16 protein-coding genes and 1 tRNA gene are annotated in these 16,394 nt (G+C 64.3%); 9 read left to right on the top strand and 8 right to left on the bottom strand.

The window, feature by feature from the left end; translation table 11 throughout:
• The first annotated feature begins 14 nt into the window (after positions 1-14).
• The 4 genes from LY254_RS07150 (at position 15) to LY254_RS07135 (ending at position 2,894) form a co-directional block, all read left to right on the top strand.
• Positions 15-488, top strand: a complete 474-nt coding sequence (locus LY254_RS07150; protein WP_247476355.1) for an Occludin/ELL family protein — start codon at positions 15-17, stop codon at positions 486-488.
• Positions 489-500: 12 nt separating this feature from the next.
• A tRNA-Ile gene (locus tag LY254_RS07145) sits at positions 501-573 on the top strand.
• A gap of 10 nt (positions 574-583) precedes the next feature.
• The gene (locus LY254_RS07140; protein WP_247476353.1) at positions 584-1,867 is read left to right on the top strand and encodes a hemolysin family protein; all 1,284 of its coding nucleotides are present in this window, start codon (positions 584-586) and stop codon (positions 1,865-1,867) included.
• Positions 1,868-1,901: 34 nt separating this feature from the next.
• Entirely contained in the window at positions 1,902-2,894 is a 993-nt protein-coding gene (locus LY254_RS07135) for a Gfo/Idh/MocA family protein (RefSeq protein ID WP_247476351.1), read from the top strand.
• Between the two features lies 1 nt (position 2,895).
• Here the strand turns inward: LY254_RS07135 and LY254_RS07130 are convergent, their stop codons facing one another.
• On the bottom strand, positions 2,896-6,087 hold the full coding sequence (locus LY254_RS07130) for a glycoside hydrolase family 15 protein (RefSeq protein ID WP_247476349.1): 3,192 nt from the start codon (positions 6,085-6,087) through the stop codon (positions 2,896-2,898).
• 63 nt (positions 6,088-6,150) lie between these two features.
• Between LY254_RS07130 and LY254_RS07125 the strand changes: the two genes are divergently transcribed.
• Positions 6,151-6,897 carry a WecB/TagA/CpsF family glycosyltransferase gene (locus LY254_RS07125; RefSeq protein ID WP_247476347.1) on the top strand — a complete coding sequence of 249 codons (747 nt, stop codon included), beginning with the start codon at positions 6,151-6,153 and terminating at the stop codon, positions 6,895-6,897.
• Between the two features lie 76 nt (positions 6,898-6,973).
• On the opposite strand, the gene LY254_RS07120 is transcribed toward LY254_RS07125, so the two are convergent.
• Together LY254_RS07120 and tgt are read right to left on the bottom strand one after the other, a co-directional pair.
• A complete protein-coding gene (locus tag LY254_RS07120; RefSeq protein WP_010314460.1) occupies positions 6,974-7,117 on the bottom strand; it encodes a photosystem II reaction center protein K in 144 nt (47 codons plus the stop codon).
• A 30-nt stretch (positions 7,118-7,147) separates the two neighbouring features.
• The gene (gene tgt / locus LY254_RS07115) at positions 7,148-8,269 is read right to left on the bottom strand and encodes a tRNA guanosine(34) transglycosylase Tgt (protein WP_043705370.1); all 1,122 of its coding nucleotides are present in this window, start codon (positions 8,267-8,269) and stop codon (positions 7,148-7,150) included.
• Between the two features lie 44 nt (positions 8,270-8,313).
• Between tgt and LY254_RS07110 the strand changes: the two genes are divergently transcribed.
• On the top strand, positions 8,314-9,051 hold the full coding sequence (locus LY254_RS07110; RefSeq protein ID WP_247476345.1) for an adenosylcobinamide-GDP ribazoletransferase: 738 nt from the start codon (positions 8,314-8,316) through the stop codon (positions 9,049-9,051).
• Here LY254_RS07110 and LY254_RS07105 read toward each other — a convergent pair.
• On the bottom strand, positions 9,011-10,138 hold the full coding sequence (locus LY254_RS07105; protein ID WP_247476343.1) for a sensor histidine kinase KdpD: 1,128 nt from the start codon (positions 10,136-10,138) through the stop codon (positions 9,011-9,013). The two genes, LY254_RS07110 and LY254_RS07105, sit on opposite strands and share 41 nt — an antisense overlap.
• 316 nt (positions 10,139-10,454) lie before the next feature.
• Between LY254_RS07105 and LY254_RS07100 the strand changes: the two genes are divergently transcribed.
• Positions 10,455-10,826, top strand: coding sequence for a DUF3155 domain-containing protein (locus LY254_RS07100; protein ID WP_010314468.1), 372 nt, complete (start codon positions 10,455-10,457; stop codon positions 10,824-10,826).
• 64 nt (positions 10,827-10,890) lie between these two features.
• Here LY254_RS07100 and LY254_RS07095 read toward each other — a convergent pair whose 3' ends face one another.
• On the bottom strand, positions 10,891-11,511 hold the full coding sequence (locus LY254_RS07095; protein WP_247476341.1) for an alpha/beta hydrolase: 621 nt from the start codon (positions 11,509-11,511) through the stop codon (positions 10,891-10,893).
• A gap of 59 nt (positions 11,512-11,570) precedes the next feature.
• On the opposite strand from LY254_RS07095, the gene purH reads away from it, so the two are divergent.
• Positions 11,571-13,130 carry a bifunctional phosphoribosylaminoimidazolecarboxamide formyltransferase/IMP cyclohydrolase gene (gene purH, locus LY254_RS07090; RefSeq protein ID WP_247476339.1) on the top strand — a complete coding sequence of 520 codons (1,560 nt, stop codon included), beginning with the start codon at positions 11,571-11,573 and terminating at the stop codon, positions 13,128-13,130.
• Between the two features lie 38 nt (positions 13,131-13,168).
• Entirely contained in the window at positions 13,169-13,633 is a 465-nt protein-coding gene (locus LY254_RS07085; protein WP_010314472.1) for a DUF4079 domain-containing protein, read from the top strand.
• On the opposite strand, the gene LY254_RS07080 is transcribed toward LY254_RS07085, so the two are convergent.
• The 3 genes from LY254_RS07080 to sfsA all read right to left on the bottom strand — a co-directional run bounded on the left by LY254_RS07080 (position 13,634) and on the right by sfsA (position 16,384).
• Entirely contained in the window at positions 13,634-14,272 is a 639-nt protein-coding gene (locus LY254_RS07080; RefSeq protein ID WP_247476337.1) for a DUF1997 domain-containing protein, read from the bottom strand.
• A gap of 95 nt (positions 14,273-14,367) precedes the next feature.
• On the bottom strand, positions 14,368-15,588 hold the full coding sequence (locus LY254_RS07075) for a 4-hydroxy-3-methylbut-2-enyl diphosphate reductase (protein ID WP_247476336.1): 1,221 nt from the start codon (positions 15,586-15,588) through the stop codon (positions 14,368-14,370).
• A gap of 25 nt (positions 15,589-15,613) precedes the next feature.
• Positions 15,614-16,384 carry a DNA/RNA nuclease SfsA gene (gene sfsA / locus LY254_RS07070; protein WP_247476335.1) on the bottom strand — a complete coding sequence of 257 codons (771 nt, stop codon included), beginning with the start codon at positions 16,382-16,384 and terminating at the stop codon, positions 15,614-15,616.
• Positions 16,385-16,394 lie beyond the last annotated feature (10 nt).

The following is a 16,394-nucleotide window of genomic DNA, read 5'->3' as shown; positions in this document are numbered from 1 at the left end:
CAGAGCCCTAAGGGATGCAGCTGCTCCGCTCACTCGCCATCGCTGCCGCTGCGGCGGGATCACTGATCCCTGCTGCGTCAGCGGGCCCCGTTGTCTGTCGCACCAGCATCGAGGCGCCCCTCGATGGTTCTCCGCTGGTGGAGGTGAGTCGCTGCGGGCCAGTGACGACCACGGCTGAGCTGATGGAGCAGCGCTTCTTCAGCTACACCGCGCCCTATGCCCGTGGAGTCAGCGTCGTGAATCAGATCACCGATGTTCTCGGCATTGCCATGGGCGGCCGCGAGGGCAACCGGGTGATGGGCTTGGGCTTCCCCGATCAGACGATCGTCTGGGACGGCTCGGCGGTCGAGAACACCTATCAAGTGCTGCTGGATCAGCAGAGCACCCCCCTGCCTTGGCGCACGGCCGATGTCTCGAATGGCTTCTGCCAAGGGTTGCCCCAGGGCGGCTGCAGCAACCTCTCTGCTCCCGTGCGGGGCCTGTGGTAAACCACACCCGCTGGGGGTCTAGCAATCTGGTGAATGCAGCGGACTCATAATCCGCCTTAGGCGAGTTCGATCCTCGCGACCCCCATTCTTTGGCGATGCGATTTCTGGCTCCGGCGGCACTGCTGATCCTGCTGGCCTTTTTCGCCGCCTCCGAATTTTCCCTGATTCGCCTGCGCCCGACCCGGGTGCAGTTGCTCGAGGAGGACGGCCACGCCGGCGCGACCGCGGTGGCACGCCTGCAGCGGCGTTTGCGCCGGGCCCTGGTGGCGACGCAGCTCGGCATGGCCATGGCCCTGTTGGCGCTGGGCTGGAGTGGCCGCGCCCTGGCGGAACGGCTCTCCGCTGCCTCCGGTCAGCAGGTCTGGTGGGACATCGCTGTGTTTGCGGTCCTCGTGCTCTTGGCCACTCTTTTGGGCGGCTTGGTGCCGAAGGCCTGGGTCTTGCATCGCCCGGAAGCCACCGCACTGCGGCTGGCGCCGGTGTTGGAGAACCTGATTCGGACCCTGGCGCCGTTTTTGGCGGTGGTGGAGCGTCTGGGTGATGGGGTGCTGCGCCTACTGGGTTTGCCGCGCAACTGGGATCAGTTGGTGCCGGCCCTCTCAGCGGGTGAGCTCGAAACCCTGATTGAGTCCAACAGCGTCACCGGCTTGATGCCCGATGAGCGCGACATGTTGGAGGGTCTCTTTTCTCTGCGCGATACCCAGGTTCGGGAGGTGATGGTCCCCCGCTCGGGCATGGTCACCCTGTCTTTGGAGGTGCGCTTTGGTGAGCTGATGGAGGCCGTCCATACGACCCACCACGCCCGCTTCCCTGTCTTGGGCAGCTCCCTCGATGACGTGCGCGGGGTGCTGGACCTCAGGCGTTTGGCGGAACCCATTGCCAAGGGACTTCTCCAGCGCGACACACCGTTGGCTCCCTATGTCACCCCTGTCACCAAGGTTCAAGAGACCACGCCAGTCGCTGAATTGCTGCCCTTGATTCGCAGTGGTCAACCGCTACTGCTGGTGGTGGATGAGCACGGAGGCACCGAGGGTCTGGTCACGATCTCCGACTTCACCAGCGAGATCGTCGGCGAAGAGGAGGATCCCGAAAATCCCGAGGAGGATCTCCAGCAGCTCCAGGACGACAGCTGGTTGGTGGCCGGAGATCTGGAGATTTATGAGCTGAACCGGGAGCTCAACCTCCAGTTGCCTGAATCCGACGAACATCACACCCTCGCCGGCTTTCTCTTGGAGCGCCTGCAGCACATCCCTTCACCCGGAGAAAGTGTGTTCTGGAAGGGGCATCAATTTGAGGTCCTCGCGATGGATGGTCCCCGGATTGACCGTGTAGAGATCAGTCGCCGTTTGGCAGAGCCCGTCAGCGATGACGACCTTTGATCCCTGATAATTACTGCGCCGGAACACCAACGCCATGAAGCCAGTCCGCGTTGGGGTCATCGGAATCGGAAACATGGGCTGGCACCACGCCCGGGTGCTCAGCCTGCTCAAGGATGCAGAGCTTGTCGGGGTAGCTGATCCCGACCCCCATCGCGGTCAGCTTGCGGTCGAGCAGTTTGGCTGCCGCTGGTTTGGGGATTACACCGAGCTGCTGAAGGAAGTCGAGGCGGTTTGCATCGCGGTACCGACGCTCCTGCACCACCGCGTCGGCATGGCCTGCTTTGACGCGGGCGTCCACGTCCTGATCGAGAAGCCGATCGCAGCCACCCAAGATGAGGCCTCCGATCTGATTCGAGCGGCGAAATCCTCCGGCCGTCTGCTGCAGGTGGGGCACATCGAGCGCTTTAACCCGGCCTTCCGCGAGTTGGTCAAGGTGGTGGCTGGCGAGGAGGTGGTGGTGCTGGAGGCTCGCCGCCATAGCCCCAATCCGGACCGCGCCAATGACGTCTCGGTGGTGCTGGACCTCATGATCCATGACATCGATTTGGTACTGGAACTGGCGCAGGCTCCCGTCATTCGCCTTGCAGCCGCCGGCGGCCGCAGCGCCGACGGACCGATCGATTACGTCAATGCCACCTTGGGCTTTGCCAATGGTGTGGTCGCCAGCCTGACCGCCAGCAAGATGGCGCATCGCAAGATCCGCAGCCTTTCTGCTCACTGCCGCAGCGCCCTGGTGGAGACCGATTTCCTCAACCGCAGCCTGCAGATTCACCGGCGGACCCACCAGTCCTTCAGCGCTGACCACGGTGAATTGCTGTATCGCAACGACGGATTCATCGAAGAGGTCAGCACCTCGCCGGTGGACCCCCTTGTCGCTGAGCTGGAGCACTTCCTCCAGTGCGTTCGCGGTGAGGAGAAGCCCGCCGTTGACGGCCCTCAGGCGTCGCGGGCCCTGCTGCTGGCTGATCTGATCGAGCAGTGCGTTGAGCAGGCCAACATCTGTATGACCCTGCCGGAGCCGATCTAACTCAGGCCATCTCCGCCAGTTCTTTCAGCGCCAGCAGCTGCCAGCGGCGGCAGTCGGCTGGTGAGGAGCGATAGAAGGCATCCCAGGCATCGCCTTTGTGGCTGCCGTATTCCGCGGGATCGATCTCCGGATGGCGCTGCTGCCAGCCGACGCGGACCGCGTGGCCAATCACCACATCCAGCACCAGGTCGTCAGCGACGCTGACCTCCGGGTTGGCATCGACGAAGGCAATAAGGGTGACCAGGGTCTCGATGCAGAGGCGGCGGTATTCGGGCGCCTCAATCTTGCTGAGCAGGTGCTCGACGTGGACCGCAAAGTTGCGCTCGCCGGGGGTCTTCTCCTTGAGCAGCGGCGCGCTCTCGAGCCGGTTGCGGCGCTCGAGCTTGTCGCCGATGACCAGGCCGCGGCAGTGGTGCAGCAGGCTCCAGATTCCGGGGTGGAAGTCCCGGGGCACGTTCTGCAGCGCACCCATACGCTCCCGGTGTTTCAGCCAGTTTTCACCCTTTTCGAGCTCCTCCAAGGGTTCAGGAGCCTCCCAGCTCACCCGGCCACTGAGGTGCAGTTGCTCCTTGCGTTGCAGGGCGGCCTTGGCGTGCTCCACATCGCTGAGCACCTGCTTGAGCCGCCGTCCGATGGCGTGGGGCGGCGTGTCGCAGAGGGCCTCGAAGGCTTCACTCGGTGAGAGGTTCTGCTCCCCGGCCACTTCACTGGTGAGCAGCAGCAGCAGTTGTCCCAGCTGCAGGGTCAGGCTGCCGCTGAGGAGGGCGGGATCACGTCGGGCCAGACCATCGAGGGCCAGCAGGAGTTCCTGCTGCAGCACCCATTCGCGGCTGTCCTCGCCGCTGTAGAGGCGGATCATGGCTGCAATCGCCTTGCTGCTGAGGGGCTGGGTGATCAGGGAGTCGTTGGTGTAGTTGCGTCCAACAACGACCTGTTTCTGGCGCACCAAGAGATCGGTGAGGGCATCTTCAAGTTGGGGATGCACCAAGCCCAGGACTCCAGCGCAGCGCCGCACCACGTTCCAGTCCCCATCCTTGAGGGCGCGGCGATAGGCCTCCTCCAACAGGGCCTTGGGTGTTGCATTGCCCTTGGGTCCGGTCAGGACGGCCGAGAGGCCGAGCCGGCGGACCAAGAGCTCAAGCAACTCGGCTTGCTCCTGTAGGGAGGCGCTTTGCCAGAGCCGCTCCAGCAGCGCATCCAGGCTGGATTCCTCCAGCTCTTGCTCTTGTTCGGCGGTCAGCGGTTTGTCCAGGCCGCTGCTCTGCAGTCCTTGGATGGGCTCCGCAGCGCTCACGGCAGCCTCCGGTTGCGCATTGGGCAGATCCGCCCAGCAGGCTTGGTTGGCCAGGTCGTCCAAGCTGCCGAGTTGCACCGCGGTTCCACCCAGCACGCCGCTCCGCAGGGTCTCCCCAAGTCGCAAGAAGGTGTCAGGGCTGCGCTGGAAGGGTCCTTCTTCGACAGGGATCAGCAGCAGCGGTAGCCCACTGCCGCGCCAGTGGCGTTGCAACTGACTGATTTCGTTGGTGACCGCATCCACCAGTTGCTCCGGGTCATCGGAGAGATAGAAGGTGTCCTCCTCCAGCACCGCTGGCAAAAAGGCCAGGGTTTGGCCGTCTTGGCGGTAGAGCCGGGCCGTGGCCATGGTCTCCATGCGCAGCCGCGGATGACCGCTCAGGCCCAGTCGCGCATTGGCGCCCACCTGGGCCATCCGCTGGCCCAACTCTTTGGAGCTGGCGATGTTGCTGGGACCTGGGCGGCTGACGGCCAGTCCCGCCTGTTCAAAGGCCGCTGCGATGTGCTCGCGGGCGGGGACGAAACTCACCAGGACCTGAGGCGCCCCCAGGCTGCGGCTGCGGCGCCGTTCGCTGGGGTCCAGTTGCTGCGGCTCCAGTAGGCCCAGCAGCATCAGGTCGCTCAGCCAGGTCAGGCTTTGCGTCCAGAGCAGGGGGACGTTGTCGTTGGCAATGCGCTCCTGGCTTCCCGGTTGTTTGCGCTCGGCCTCGATGCTGGCTTTCGGCACCACATAGACCTCCGGCAGCAGCTCGATTCCGTCCACGTCGACGGCAACCTTGCGCAGTCGCTCCCGCCAGCTCCAGGCCTCACTCCAGCGTTCTTCGCAGCAGGCCGTGATCAGCTCATAGGCCAGGAACAGGGGCCATTCGCATTCGATGTGCTCGAACTGGGCCAGTTCCTCCCGTTCGTAGTGCAGTCGGTTGTGGTCCTCGACGACGGTCTGGTGGCCGTCCCGGCGGAAGCGCTTGTAGCCGTAGGGCCCGCCCAGTTCGGTGCGGATCTTGTCGCGGGTGCGCTCCACAAGGGCGCTGTCTTCCACGGCCCAGGCCGGGTAGCCAATCACCGAGAGGCAGGCCGCATCGACTTCTTTGCTGGCTGATTCCCGGGGCAACAGGCCGCTGAGGGCGCGCCGCAGCCGCACGATGGCGTCGTGGGGAATGTGCAGGTGGCACTGACCACTGCCGTGGTGGCCATAGAGATCTAGGCCTTCCAGGGCCTCGAGGGCAGCCTTAACCAGACCAATGGAGCTGGCGTTGCGCTCGGGTAGGCCGTGATTGCCCTTGTCCCCCCGCTCCCAGATGCCGTAGTCGCGCACCCTGTAGGCCCGAGCCACGTAATAGACGAGGTTTTGCAGGAAGTCCCGTTCGTGGCTGGTTTGAACCACCACCAGTCCCGAACGGGTCAGCTGGGCGAGCTGCAGCAGGAATAGGGCCGTGGCATCGAGCTGTAGGTGCCCCCAGCCGTCATCGGGGACCACCGGGTCGCCACTACCGGTGTCGTATTTGGCGTGCAGGCAATCGAGCGGGGAGAGGGTCTGCTTGAAGCGCTCGACCTTGTGGGCCTGGCGCAGCATCGCGTTGAGTAGACCCCGCATCAGTTGCAGCACCCGCTGCTCCAGCTCGTAGACGCGGGCGGTGGTGCCACTCAGGCGCCGATGGGCCAGGGCGAGGCCCCAGACGCATTGGATCGAGTAGACGCAGTCCCGCACCCAGGCATCGCCGTAGTTGCCGTGGACGTTGTTGGCGGTGCTGGCGGGGAGCAGGCCGGTGATCGGGTGTTGGCGCTGCAGCACCACCTGATCGATCTGCCGGTCCAGTTCTTGGAGGCGCTGCCAAGCCTCAGCGGCACTCAGCTGCAGCGGTGCGGCGCTGTTCGCAACCGGGGCGCTGCTGAGGGTCATGGGCGAGCACTGCCTGAAGGCCAGCCATAGATTCTCCCGTGCGGCCTATCCACGACGGCATCAATGGCGACTCCCGCCAGCCCCAATGCGTTTGATCAGCCCGCCTGGGAGACCGCCCAGGTCTTGGGTGTGCAGGTGGCCGTGGCCGCCGATGTGCTCGAGGCCGCCCTGGCCTTGAAGCAACGGGGGGGCGGTCAGATCGTCACCTTGAACGCCGAGATGACGATGTCGGCCCTGGCCGATCCCGCCCTAGGTGGGGCGATCGCGGCGGCGGATCTGGTGATCCCTGATGGTGCCGGTGTGGTCTGGGCTCTCAAGCGCCAGGGTTACCGGGTGCGCCGCAGTCCAGGTATTGAGCTCGCCCGTCAGCTCCTGGTCGAGGCGGCTGCCCGCAGCTGGCGTGTGGCTTTGGTGGGCGCTAGCCCCGAGGTGATGGCGCTGGTCTCGGCCCGGCTGAAAAAAGAGATTCCTGGCCTGAACCTGCAGTTCAGCATCCACGGCTATCAAAGCCCGGAGCAGTGGCCCGGCATTGAGCAGCAACTCCGCGAGGCCAGGCCGGATCTGGTGCTCGCGGCCTTGGGTGTGCCGCGCCAAGAGACCTGGATCCAGCGCATGCATGCCGATCAGCCCGGTATTTGGATGGGAGTTGGCGGCAGTTTTGACGTCTGGTCGGGCGCGAAACAGCGTGCTCCCCAGTGGATGTGCCGTTTGCAGATCGAATGGCTGTATCGCCTCGTTCAAGAGCCAAGCCGTTGGCGCCGGATGTTGGCGCTGCCGGAATTTGCCTGGGCCGTCTTGCGCGGGTGCTAATCCCGGATGGCCATCAAAAAGCGGTGGAGACCAAATAGCCCCCACCGCTTTTTTCTCTCAACTGCTCAGCCGGGAATCAGCGGAAGCCGACGGAGGCTTGCCAGACAAAGGCCAGCAGCAGGAAGAACAGGGGAATGATCGGCAGGATGTCAATCAGAGGACCGAAGGCTTGGTAGGCCTCGGGCAGCTGGGCCAGGGTCTGCAGGGCGTAGGCGGCCATCCTGGTTTCGTCGTTGGCTAAGGACGGAAGCTACCACGTGTGGGCGGCCGGAGAGGCTGGTTCCCACGGAGCGAAATCCTCTGAAAAACAGCCGTCACGGATGGCCTGTCCCATCGCTGTGCTGAAGCGCACTAGTTGGGTGATGTTGTGAAGGCTTAACAGGATCTTTCCGAGCAGCTCATCCGTTTTGATCAGGTGGTGGAGGTAGGCGCGGCTGTGGACCGTGCAGGCCGGGCAGCTGCAGCTGGGATCGAGTGGGCTGTGGTCATGGCGGAAGCGGGCGTTTTTCAAGTTCCAGCGCTCGCCGCCCACCAGGGCCGCGCCGTGGCGTCCCAGGCGGGTGGGCAGCACGCAATCAAAGAGATCGAAGCCATTGGCCACGGCGATAGCCATTTCAGGGAGGGTGCCAACGCCCATCAGATAGTGGGGCTTGTCATCGGGAAGTAAGGGGCCGACCTGGCGCACGATCCGGTGCATTTCTTCGGCGGGCTCGCCCACGCTCACACCACCGACGGCGATGCCTGGCAGTCCCATGGCGCTGATGACGCGTGCCGATTCTTCGCGCAGGTGCGGGAAGCAGCCCCCCTGCACGATCCCGAACAGGGCCTGATCGTCCTTGGTGTGGCTCGTGATGCAGCGCTCCAGCCAGGCATGGGTGCGGCGGCAGGCTGTCTCCACCTCGCTTTCCGTGGCGGGATAGGGCGGGCACTGGTCAAAGGCCATTGCCACATCGGCACCCAGGGCCATTTGGATCGCCATCGATCGCTCTGGGGTGAGATCGATCCGGGCCCCATCGCGGGGGGAGCGAAAGACCACGCCGCGGTCGTTGATGGTGTTGATGTCTCCCAGGCTGAAGACCTGAAAGCCGCCGGAGTCGGTGAGCATTGGCCCGTCCCAGGCCATGAAGCGGTGCAAGCCGCCGCCATCCGCCACGATCTGCTCACCGGGTTGAAGGTGCAGGTGGAAGGTGTTGGAGAGCACCATCTCCGCCCCGGTCGCTTTGAGTTGCGCCGGCGTGACGCCCTTCACCGTGGCCAGCGTCCCCACGGGCATGAAGCGCGGGGTGGTGACGACGCCATGGGGGGTGTGAAAGCAGCCGCAACGGGCGGCGGTGCGCGTGCAGCGGGCCGTGATCTCGAAGTGGAAGCTCATCGAGGCGGCAGGATCATCTAGCCCCATCGTTGCTGGCCGCCTGCATGCTCAGGGATTGGGCTGGAGCCTGGATTTTTTACAGCGTCCTTCCGCTGCCGCCCGGGGTCACGCCGCGGTTTGAGCGCATTGCCCGCTTTGCCCCTTGGGTGGGTCTGGCGATTGGGCTGTTGGAGGCAGCGCTGTGGCAGCTGCTCGCGCCCGCGGGTCCGCTGGTGCAGATCCCCCTGGTCTTGGCCCTGGGCATCAGCCTGAGCGGCGGGCTGCATCTCGATGGGCTGATGGATACGGCCGATGGCCTGGCCGCCCCTGCTGAACGTCGTCTGGAGGCCATGGACGACAGCCGGGTTGGGGCGAGCGGGGTCCAGGCGCTGTTGGTGGCTCTCTTGCTGCGCGCTGCGGCGTTGGCCTGGCTTGGCCCCCTGGCGCCTTTCGCCCTGGTCTGGGCTTCGGTTTGGGCGCGGGTTTCACCGCTGTTTGCGATGCAGTGGTTTCCCTATCTGCGCCAGAGCGAGGGCACGGCGGCTTTTCACCTGCGCCATTGGCAGGGTCTGCTGGCTGAATTGGTGCCCTCGTTGCTGTTGGCTTTTGCCCTCAGCGGCCTGCTGCTGGGACTCGGGCTCAGTCCATGGGCCGGGTTGGGCTGGCTCGGTGTGCTGCCGGCCATGCTGATTCCTTGGGTGTTGGGCCGGCGCTTGGGCGGCCACAGCGGCGACAGCTACGGCGCTTGCGTGGAGTGGAGCCTTAGTTGGATCCTGTTGCTGTTGGCCGTTTCGGCAGGCTGAGTTGGAAGGCATTGCCAGCGCTGGGCAGTTTGGGATCGAGACCGGAGGGCGGCACCCGTAGCTCCAGTGCACCGCCGATGCGTTCCGCGAGGTCCCGGCCTAGCGCCAGCCCCAGACCGCTGCCGTCGAGGGCAAGGCCGGTGCTGCCCCGTTCCCCTTTGCGGAAGATTTTCTCCCGTTCGGCGCTGGGTATTTCGGGCCCTTCATCCCATACCGCCAGGACGAGCTGATCGCCCTGCTCCTGGCAAACCAGGCCGACGCCGCCACCAGAGCGGCTGTAGCGGAAGGCGTTCTCCAGCAGGTTGGCCACGATTTCGGAGACGGCCGCGGCATTGCACGCTTGCGTCGGAAGCTCTCCAGGCGGCACCCAGCGCCGGCCTTGCAAGGCGGCGGTTCCAGCGGCGCGCTCCAGCAAGGGCTCTAGCACTTGGTTGAGGGAGTGCAGGTCCTCACTGCTGAAGGCTGGCGGCAGCAGCAGCGGTTGCAGGCCTTCTTGGGCGGGGGGCAGCAGGGGAGTTTGGGTGAGTTGATCAATCGCTTCGAGATAGCGATTGATCTGGTGCTGCTCGCTCAGCAGGTTGTCCACCAACGCTTGATTGGCGCTATCGCCATCGAGTCGACGCCTGAGCAGTTGTCCAAAGGTGCGCAGGGCCGCCAGGGGATTGCGCAGTTGATGGACCAGCAGCTTGAGCTGGTCGTCCCGCAGGGCCAGTTGACGGCCGAGTCGTTGTTGCTCCAGATCGAGCTTGAGCGCTTCGGTGAGGCAGAGCGCTGTTGCTTCCAGCCGATCACTCAGGGGCGTGGGCCAGGGCCAGCAGTCGGTGTCGATTCGCAGGGCTCCAAGTAGGAGCGGTCCATCTCGCAGGGCGAGCCAACGGCGCGTACTGCGCTCGTCTTGCGATGGCCTACTGGCATCGCTTTCGAGGGCCAAAACTTGCTTGGGCCAGCCGCCAATCGAGAGCAGGGAGGGTTCTCCACTGGCGCTGGGGAGGGCCACGTACACCACCAATGACCGCAGATCAGGACGATCTGCGAATTGGGCAAGTTGCTGTTTCAGCAGCGCGAGAAACCGCTTGGAGACTTGCATCTATGCGGCGTTCTGGTGGTGGTCCACGGCCTTAAACGGAACTTTTTTCGGAGACTTGGTTCAAATCCGAGAAAAAGTCTTAAGATTTTGGGTATCGACCAATACCGAGCGGCCTGACGCAGGCAGCACGGCGATGGCTTCTGCCCTTGGTTGCAACTTTGTTGCATCGAGGTTACAGCAGGAGAGACACGTCTCTTTGCTGGTTGAACGCCAACGCTCGCTTTGCTGTCAGTTTGGGCTGTCAGACGTTTGGGCGTTGTTGAAGGTCTCTTGCCTTCGTCTCTTCGTCCCCTCCGCCCTTCGGGGTTCCTGAACCATGTCCAAAAAGCGCAAGCGCATCAGCCGCCGCCGGCTTGCTGGCCAGCGAGTCCTGGCTCATGTCGGTGTTCACAACATCGAGACCGGTGAATACAAGCCGGTGACGGCTGCCCGCCGCTACATCGCCGAGTCAGGGATCGTTCCTCCCGCTCTGGTGAACGTGCGTCGTAACGAGCACACCACGGACCGCTTCTTCTGGGGCGAAAAAGGTCTGTTTAGTGCCCAATACGCCGAGGAGAACCACTTCCTCTTCCCTTCCCTACGAGAGATCGTCGATCGCATTGGCGAAGACAACCTCTTTGCTGGTCTCGAGGCGATGGCCGCCGACGACTGGGAAGAAATGGAAGAGTACGAATACGCCTTCGTCTGATTCTCAGACTCTGCTTTCAGAAGGGCATCAGCCGGCCTCCCGATGGGGCCGGCTTTTTTGTTGCTCACTGAGGCAGGCCTTGGCTGGGCGCGATCCGCTCAGTGATGAAGCGTTTGAGCTCAGGGAAGAGCGATTCATCGATGCCATGGCCGCCGTCAAAGGCCAGCAATTGCGCTGACTGTCCGCTGGCTTGGAGTTGCTGCAGCAGTTCTTCGCTGGCCATGAACGGCACCACCGGGTCTTGGCGGCCATGGGTCAGGAGCACGGGGGGGCAGGCAGACGGCGCTTGCCAGCCTTGATGGGGGTAGCCGCTGCAGGCGGCAATGCCGGCTAAGGGCAGTGCTGTGCCGACATCAAGGGCCATGGCTGCGCCCTGGGAGAACCCCAGCAGCACGGTCCGCTCGAGGGGGACGCTCTCGGCGAGGGCGAGAAGCCGGGCTTGGAGGCCGGAGCGTGCTGAGGGCAGGGCGTCCCAATCGATGGGCTGCAGGTCGTACCACTGCCGTCCGCTCCCATAGGGGTGGGGCTCTGGCGCCCGCAGGGCGACAACACTGGTCCCTGGGTTGACGAGCAGTTCCCCGAGATCCAGGAGGTCATCGGCATCGGCTCCCCAGCCGTGCAGCAGAACGAGTCGCTGTTGCGCGTTCTCAGGCCCGAGTTGGAGCTGGTCGGGATGGCTGGTCATGGGCGGATCCGGGAGCTGCTCCTGCGTAGGTTGGACCTTCTGCCGACCTCTGCATCGCCATGGCGCCCACGGCCCTGCTCAGCGTGTCCAATAAGGAAGGGCTGGTGCCCTTGGCCCAGGGGCTGTTGGCGGCTGGTTATCAGCTGATTTCAAGCGGCGGTACGGCCGCGGCGTTGTCGGCCGCTGGGGTTCCGGTGACCAAGGTCGCTGAGCACACCGGTGCCCCCGAGATCCTTGGGGGACGCGTGAAAACACTGCACCCCCGGATTCACGGCGGAATCCTGGCCAAGCGCTCGGACTCCTCCCACCAGAGTGATCTGGTCGACCAGGGCATTGCCCCGATCGATGTGGTCGTGGTCAATCTCTATCCCTTCCGCGAGACGATTGCTCGGCCCGATGTCAGCTGGGACGCGGCGATTGAGAACATCGACATCGGCGGGCCAGCGATGGTGCGCGCAGCTGCCAAGAACCATGCGGACGTGGCGGTCCTGACCAGTCCGGCGCAATATCCCGCCTTTCTGAAGGCCCTGGCCTCTGGAGCGATTAGCCCTGAGCTGCGGCGTCAGCTGGCCCTGGAAGCCTTCAGCCACACCGCTGAGTACGACACCGCCATCAGCCAGTGGCTGAGTGCGCAGCTGGCATCGCAGAGCGCCGGCACGTTCAGCCTGGAGTTGCCCGCGCGCCAAAGCCTGCGCTACGGCGAAAATCCCCACCAAAGCGCCACCTGGTACGCCCAGCCTGGGGCTGGCCTGGGTGCTGGCGAGCAGCTCCAGGGCAAGGAGCTCAGCTACAACAACATCCTTGATCTCGAGGCTGCCCTCGCCACGGTGCGTGAGTTCGGCTACGGCGGACAGCCTGCGGGGGGCAACGCCTTCAAGCCTGCGGCGGTCGTGGTTAAGCACACCAATCCCTGCGGCGTGGCCACTGGGACAGGCAGCGCCAATGCGATTGAGCGGGCACTGGATGCGGATCGCCTCTCGGCCTTTGGCGGCATTGTTGCGATCAATGGTCCCGTCGATGGCGCCACCGCCGGACATCTGACCAGCCTGTTCCTGGAGTGCGTGGTTGCGCCCTCCTTTGATCCGGAGGCCCGCGAGCTGCTTTCGGCGAAGGCCAATTTGCGTTTGCTCGAGCTGGCACCGGAGGCGATTGAGCGGGCCAGCCGGCAACAGCTCCGCAGCGTTCTGGGTGGACTTCTAGTGCAGGACCTGGACGATCAGCCCGTCGACGAGACCGCTTGGCAGGTGGTGAGCAAGCGCCAGCCCAGCCCGCAAGAACTGGCGGATTTGGCCTTCTGTTGGCGTCTGGTGCGTCACGTGCGCTCCAACGCCATCACCGTGGCCCGCGGCGGTCAAAGCCTTGGCATCGGCGCCGGTCAGATGAACCGTGTGGGTTCGGCCAAGATTGCCCTGGAGACCGCTGGGGACAAGGCCCGTGGAGCCGTACTGGCTAGTGATGGCTTCTTCCCCTTCGATGACACCGTTCGCTTGGCGGCCCAGTACGGCATCACGGCGGTGATTCAGCCCGGGGGCAGCGTCCGCGACGCGGACTCGATTGCCGCCTGCGACGAGTTGGGCCTGGTGATGGTCACCACGGGCCGCCGCCATTTCCTGCACTGATCTAGCGTCGCGCGGTCCGTCCACCACGCCAGCGCTCCATGCCGGAAGCTCTCGCCTTCAATCTCAACTTCCTGCACCCGCTGGCTATGTGGGGCCTGCTGGCCCTGAGCGGCTACGCGATGTTCCTTGGCATCAAGGCCAAGAAAACGCGTACCGCTGATGCCGAAGCGCGTAAGACCCTGATCAAGGGGCAGTTCGCGAAACGCCATTACCTCTATGGCAGTGCCGTCTTGGCGGTGATGGTGCTGGGCACTTTTGGCGGCATGGCCGTCACCTACTTGAACAACGGCAAGCTGTTCGTCGGCCCTCACCTGCTGGTGGGCATCGCCATGACCTGCGGACTCGCGATGGCTGCTGCCCTGTCCCCGCTAATGCAGCAGGGCAATCTGATCGCCCGCAAGCTGCACGTGATGCTGAACATGGGGGTCTTCACCTTGTTCCTCTGGCAAGCCGTGAGCGGGATGCAAATCCTCAACAAGATCTGGGAAAACCGCCCCGCTTGATCAGAACTGGGCCCGCCGTCTTGGCGGGCAGTCCAGCCCATGGGTGGCGTGGAAGTCCTCTTGGACCTTCCAGGTCAGGCGCCTAGAGATTTGGCGCACGATCTGACGCAGTAGATGATCCCCGCTGCTCTGCACCAGGCTTTCGGGCAGGAGACCAATCACCGCCGGGAGCTTGATCCAGACGCTGAGGTCCAGCTCCCAGCGCACATCGGTCTGGGGGATCTCTGCGTTTTGCTCTTCCAGACGGAGGGCCGCATTGAACTCCACGTCGTAGAGCTCCCGCAGGCCCGGTTGGAACTGCTCAGGCGGCACTGTGCAAATGCGATAGACGCCTTGGCTTTGAGGCAGAAGTTCCAGGCCAATCGTCGGTTCCACTTCGAAGCCGAAGTTGCCGAAGCGGCCGAGGGTGAGCCGATAGCCGTTTTGCCCCAGGCTGTTGACCTCCATGGGGGCCGCGCAACGGCGGAACCAACCTTCGTGGCGATCGAGGTAGGCCGCCACGGTTTTGGCGGGGGCCCGCATCTCCATCACATCGGCGAATTGGCTGCTGTAGCAGCGGACCCGTGTGTCCTCGCTGCGCCGCAGGGGCAGGTCGCTGGCGTCGACCTCAGGTCCAGGTGTGGTCACCGATGAGATCAACGCAGAAGGCTCTGTTGGAGGGCCTGGTTGTGGGTCAGGTGAATCAATGTAAAGCGCGCCCGGGGCCAGGCTCTGCAGCGTCTGTGACAGCTCGACTAGGCGTCGGCTAAGGCCATCAAACGGCTAATCACATCCTCCACAACGCGATCGGGAGTGGAAGCGCCGGAGGTGATGCCCACCCGCAGCGGACCGCTGGGGAGGAAGGGCTCGACCACCTCCAGCTCGGCCCCCAGGGGCTTGTGTTCAATCCGGTTGCTGGGGCCAATGCGCTCAGGGGTGTCGATGTGGAACGAGCGAATCCCGCGCGTGATGGCGATCTCCTGCAGGTGGGTGGTGTTGGAGGAGTTGTAGCCGCCAATGACCACCATCAGATCGAGGGGCTCATCCACCAGGGCGAACATCGCGTCCTGCCGCTCTTGGGTGGCATCGCAGATGGTGTTGAAGGCCAGGAAGTGGTCGTTGAGCTCAGCGGGACCAAAGCGCTTGAGCATCGTGCGCTCGAACAAGCGACCGATTTCTTCGGTTTCGCTCTTGAGCATGGTGGTCTGGTTCGCCACGCCGACGCGAGCGAGATCCCGGTCGGGATCAAAGCCCGGTGAGCAGGCATTGGAGAAGCGCTCCATAAACGCCTGACGCTGCTCCGCGCTGGGGTTTGCTCCACCGCTGCTGGCGAGGATGTAATCGCAGACCAGCTGCGCTTCGGCCAGATCGAGCACCACCAGGTAGGTGCCGGCAAAGGAGCTGGTGGCGAGGGTCTCCTCGTGCTTCACCTTGCCGTGAATGATCGAGGTGATGTCGTGCTTCTTGTGCTTCTCCACGGTGTTCCACACCTTGGAGACCCAGGGGCAGGTGGTGTCGACGATGTGGCAGCCCCGCTCGTTGAGTAGTTGCATCTCCTGGACGGTGGCGCCAAAGGCGGGAAGGATCACCACATCGCCACTGGCGACCTTGGAGAAGTCTTTGACGCCGTTCTCGACGTCGATGAACAGCACGTCCATCTCCCGCAGGTGATCGTTCACCGAGGGGTTGTGAATGATCTCGTTGGTGATCCAGATCCGCTCAGTCGGATAGTGCTTGCGGGTTTCGTAGGCCATGGCCACGGCCCGCTCGACCCCCCAGCAGAAACCGAAGGCTTCGGCCAACTTCACCTGAAGTCGACCATGTTTGAGCTCGTATCCGTTTTCACGGATGCTGGCGATCAGATTGCTTTGATAAGCCTGCTCAAGGCTCCCGGCCACCTCTTCCCCCAGACCAAAGCCGCGGCGGTTGTAGCGATCGGAGTGATGCAGCGATCGCTTAAACGCGCGGGTATCCACAACGGCTGGCTCGAGGTCCCTAACTCTATGAGCCCTCGCTCTGGGCTTGGACGCTGGCCACCCCAAGCCAATCGATGCCCGTTGCACTGAAGCTGTAGCGGCAGGGCAGGACTTCCACACCAGCCTGCAGGGCTTCGCGGAAAAGTTCGCCGTAGCGCGGGTCGGCTTGATCGCCGGGGGCGAAGCGCCCGAGGTCGGAGCGGCTCAGGCAGGGCACGAGCACCGCCCGGGCCTCCGGTAGGACCCCCATCAGCTCCTGCAGGTGTTTCTGCCCCCGTTCGGTCACCGTGTCTGGGAAGAGCGCGAGATCGCCGTCGCACCAGGTGGTGTTTTTGACCTCGAGGTAGATCGGCCGCGGGTCCTTCGCACCCTCGGCTGGGGTGAGCAGCAGGTCAATGCGGCTGCGGCGGTTGAGGCCATAGGCCACCTCCGCACGGATGCTCTCGATCGGACCCAGCCAGGGTTCAAGGCAGCCGGTCTCGATCGTGGCGCGCACCAGTCGGTTGGGCAGGGCCGTATTGATCCCGACCCAGACCGGCTGGCCGCCAGCACCGGGCACCTCGGCCTGCTCCCAGGTCCAGGCGAGCTTGCGGGTCGGTGATGGGGCGTAGCGCAGGCGGACGCGCCCGCCGACGTGCAGCACGCCGGTCATCGGTCCGGTGTTGGCGCAGTGGGCCGTCACGACCTCGCCGCTGTTCAGTTGCACATCCGCGAGAAAGCGCTTGTAGCGCTTGAGCAGGACCCCCTCATGCAGGTCCTCCAGTGCCAGTACTGGCAGGGAAGTGGCAGCTGGCATGCGGAGCGGC

This window comes from Synechococcus sp. NB0720_010, from assembly GCF_023078835.1.
In the GTDB taxonomy this organism is placed as follows: domain Bacteria; phylum Cyanobacteriota; class Cyanobacteriia; order PCC-6307; family Cyanobiaceae; genus Vulcanococcus.
Note: the sequence above shows the minus strand (reverse complement) of the source record. Positions and strands in the feature narration are given on the sequence as shown.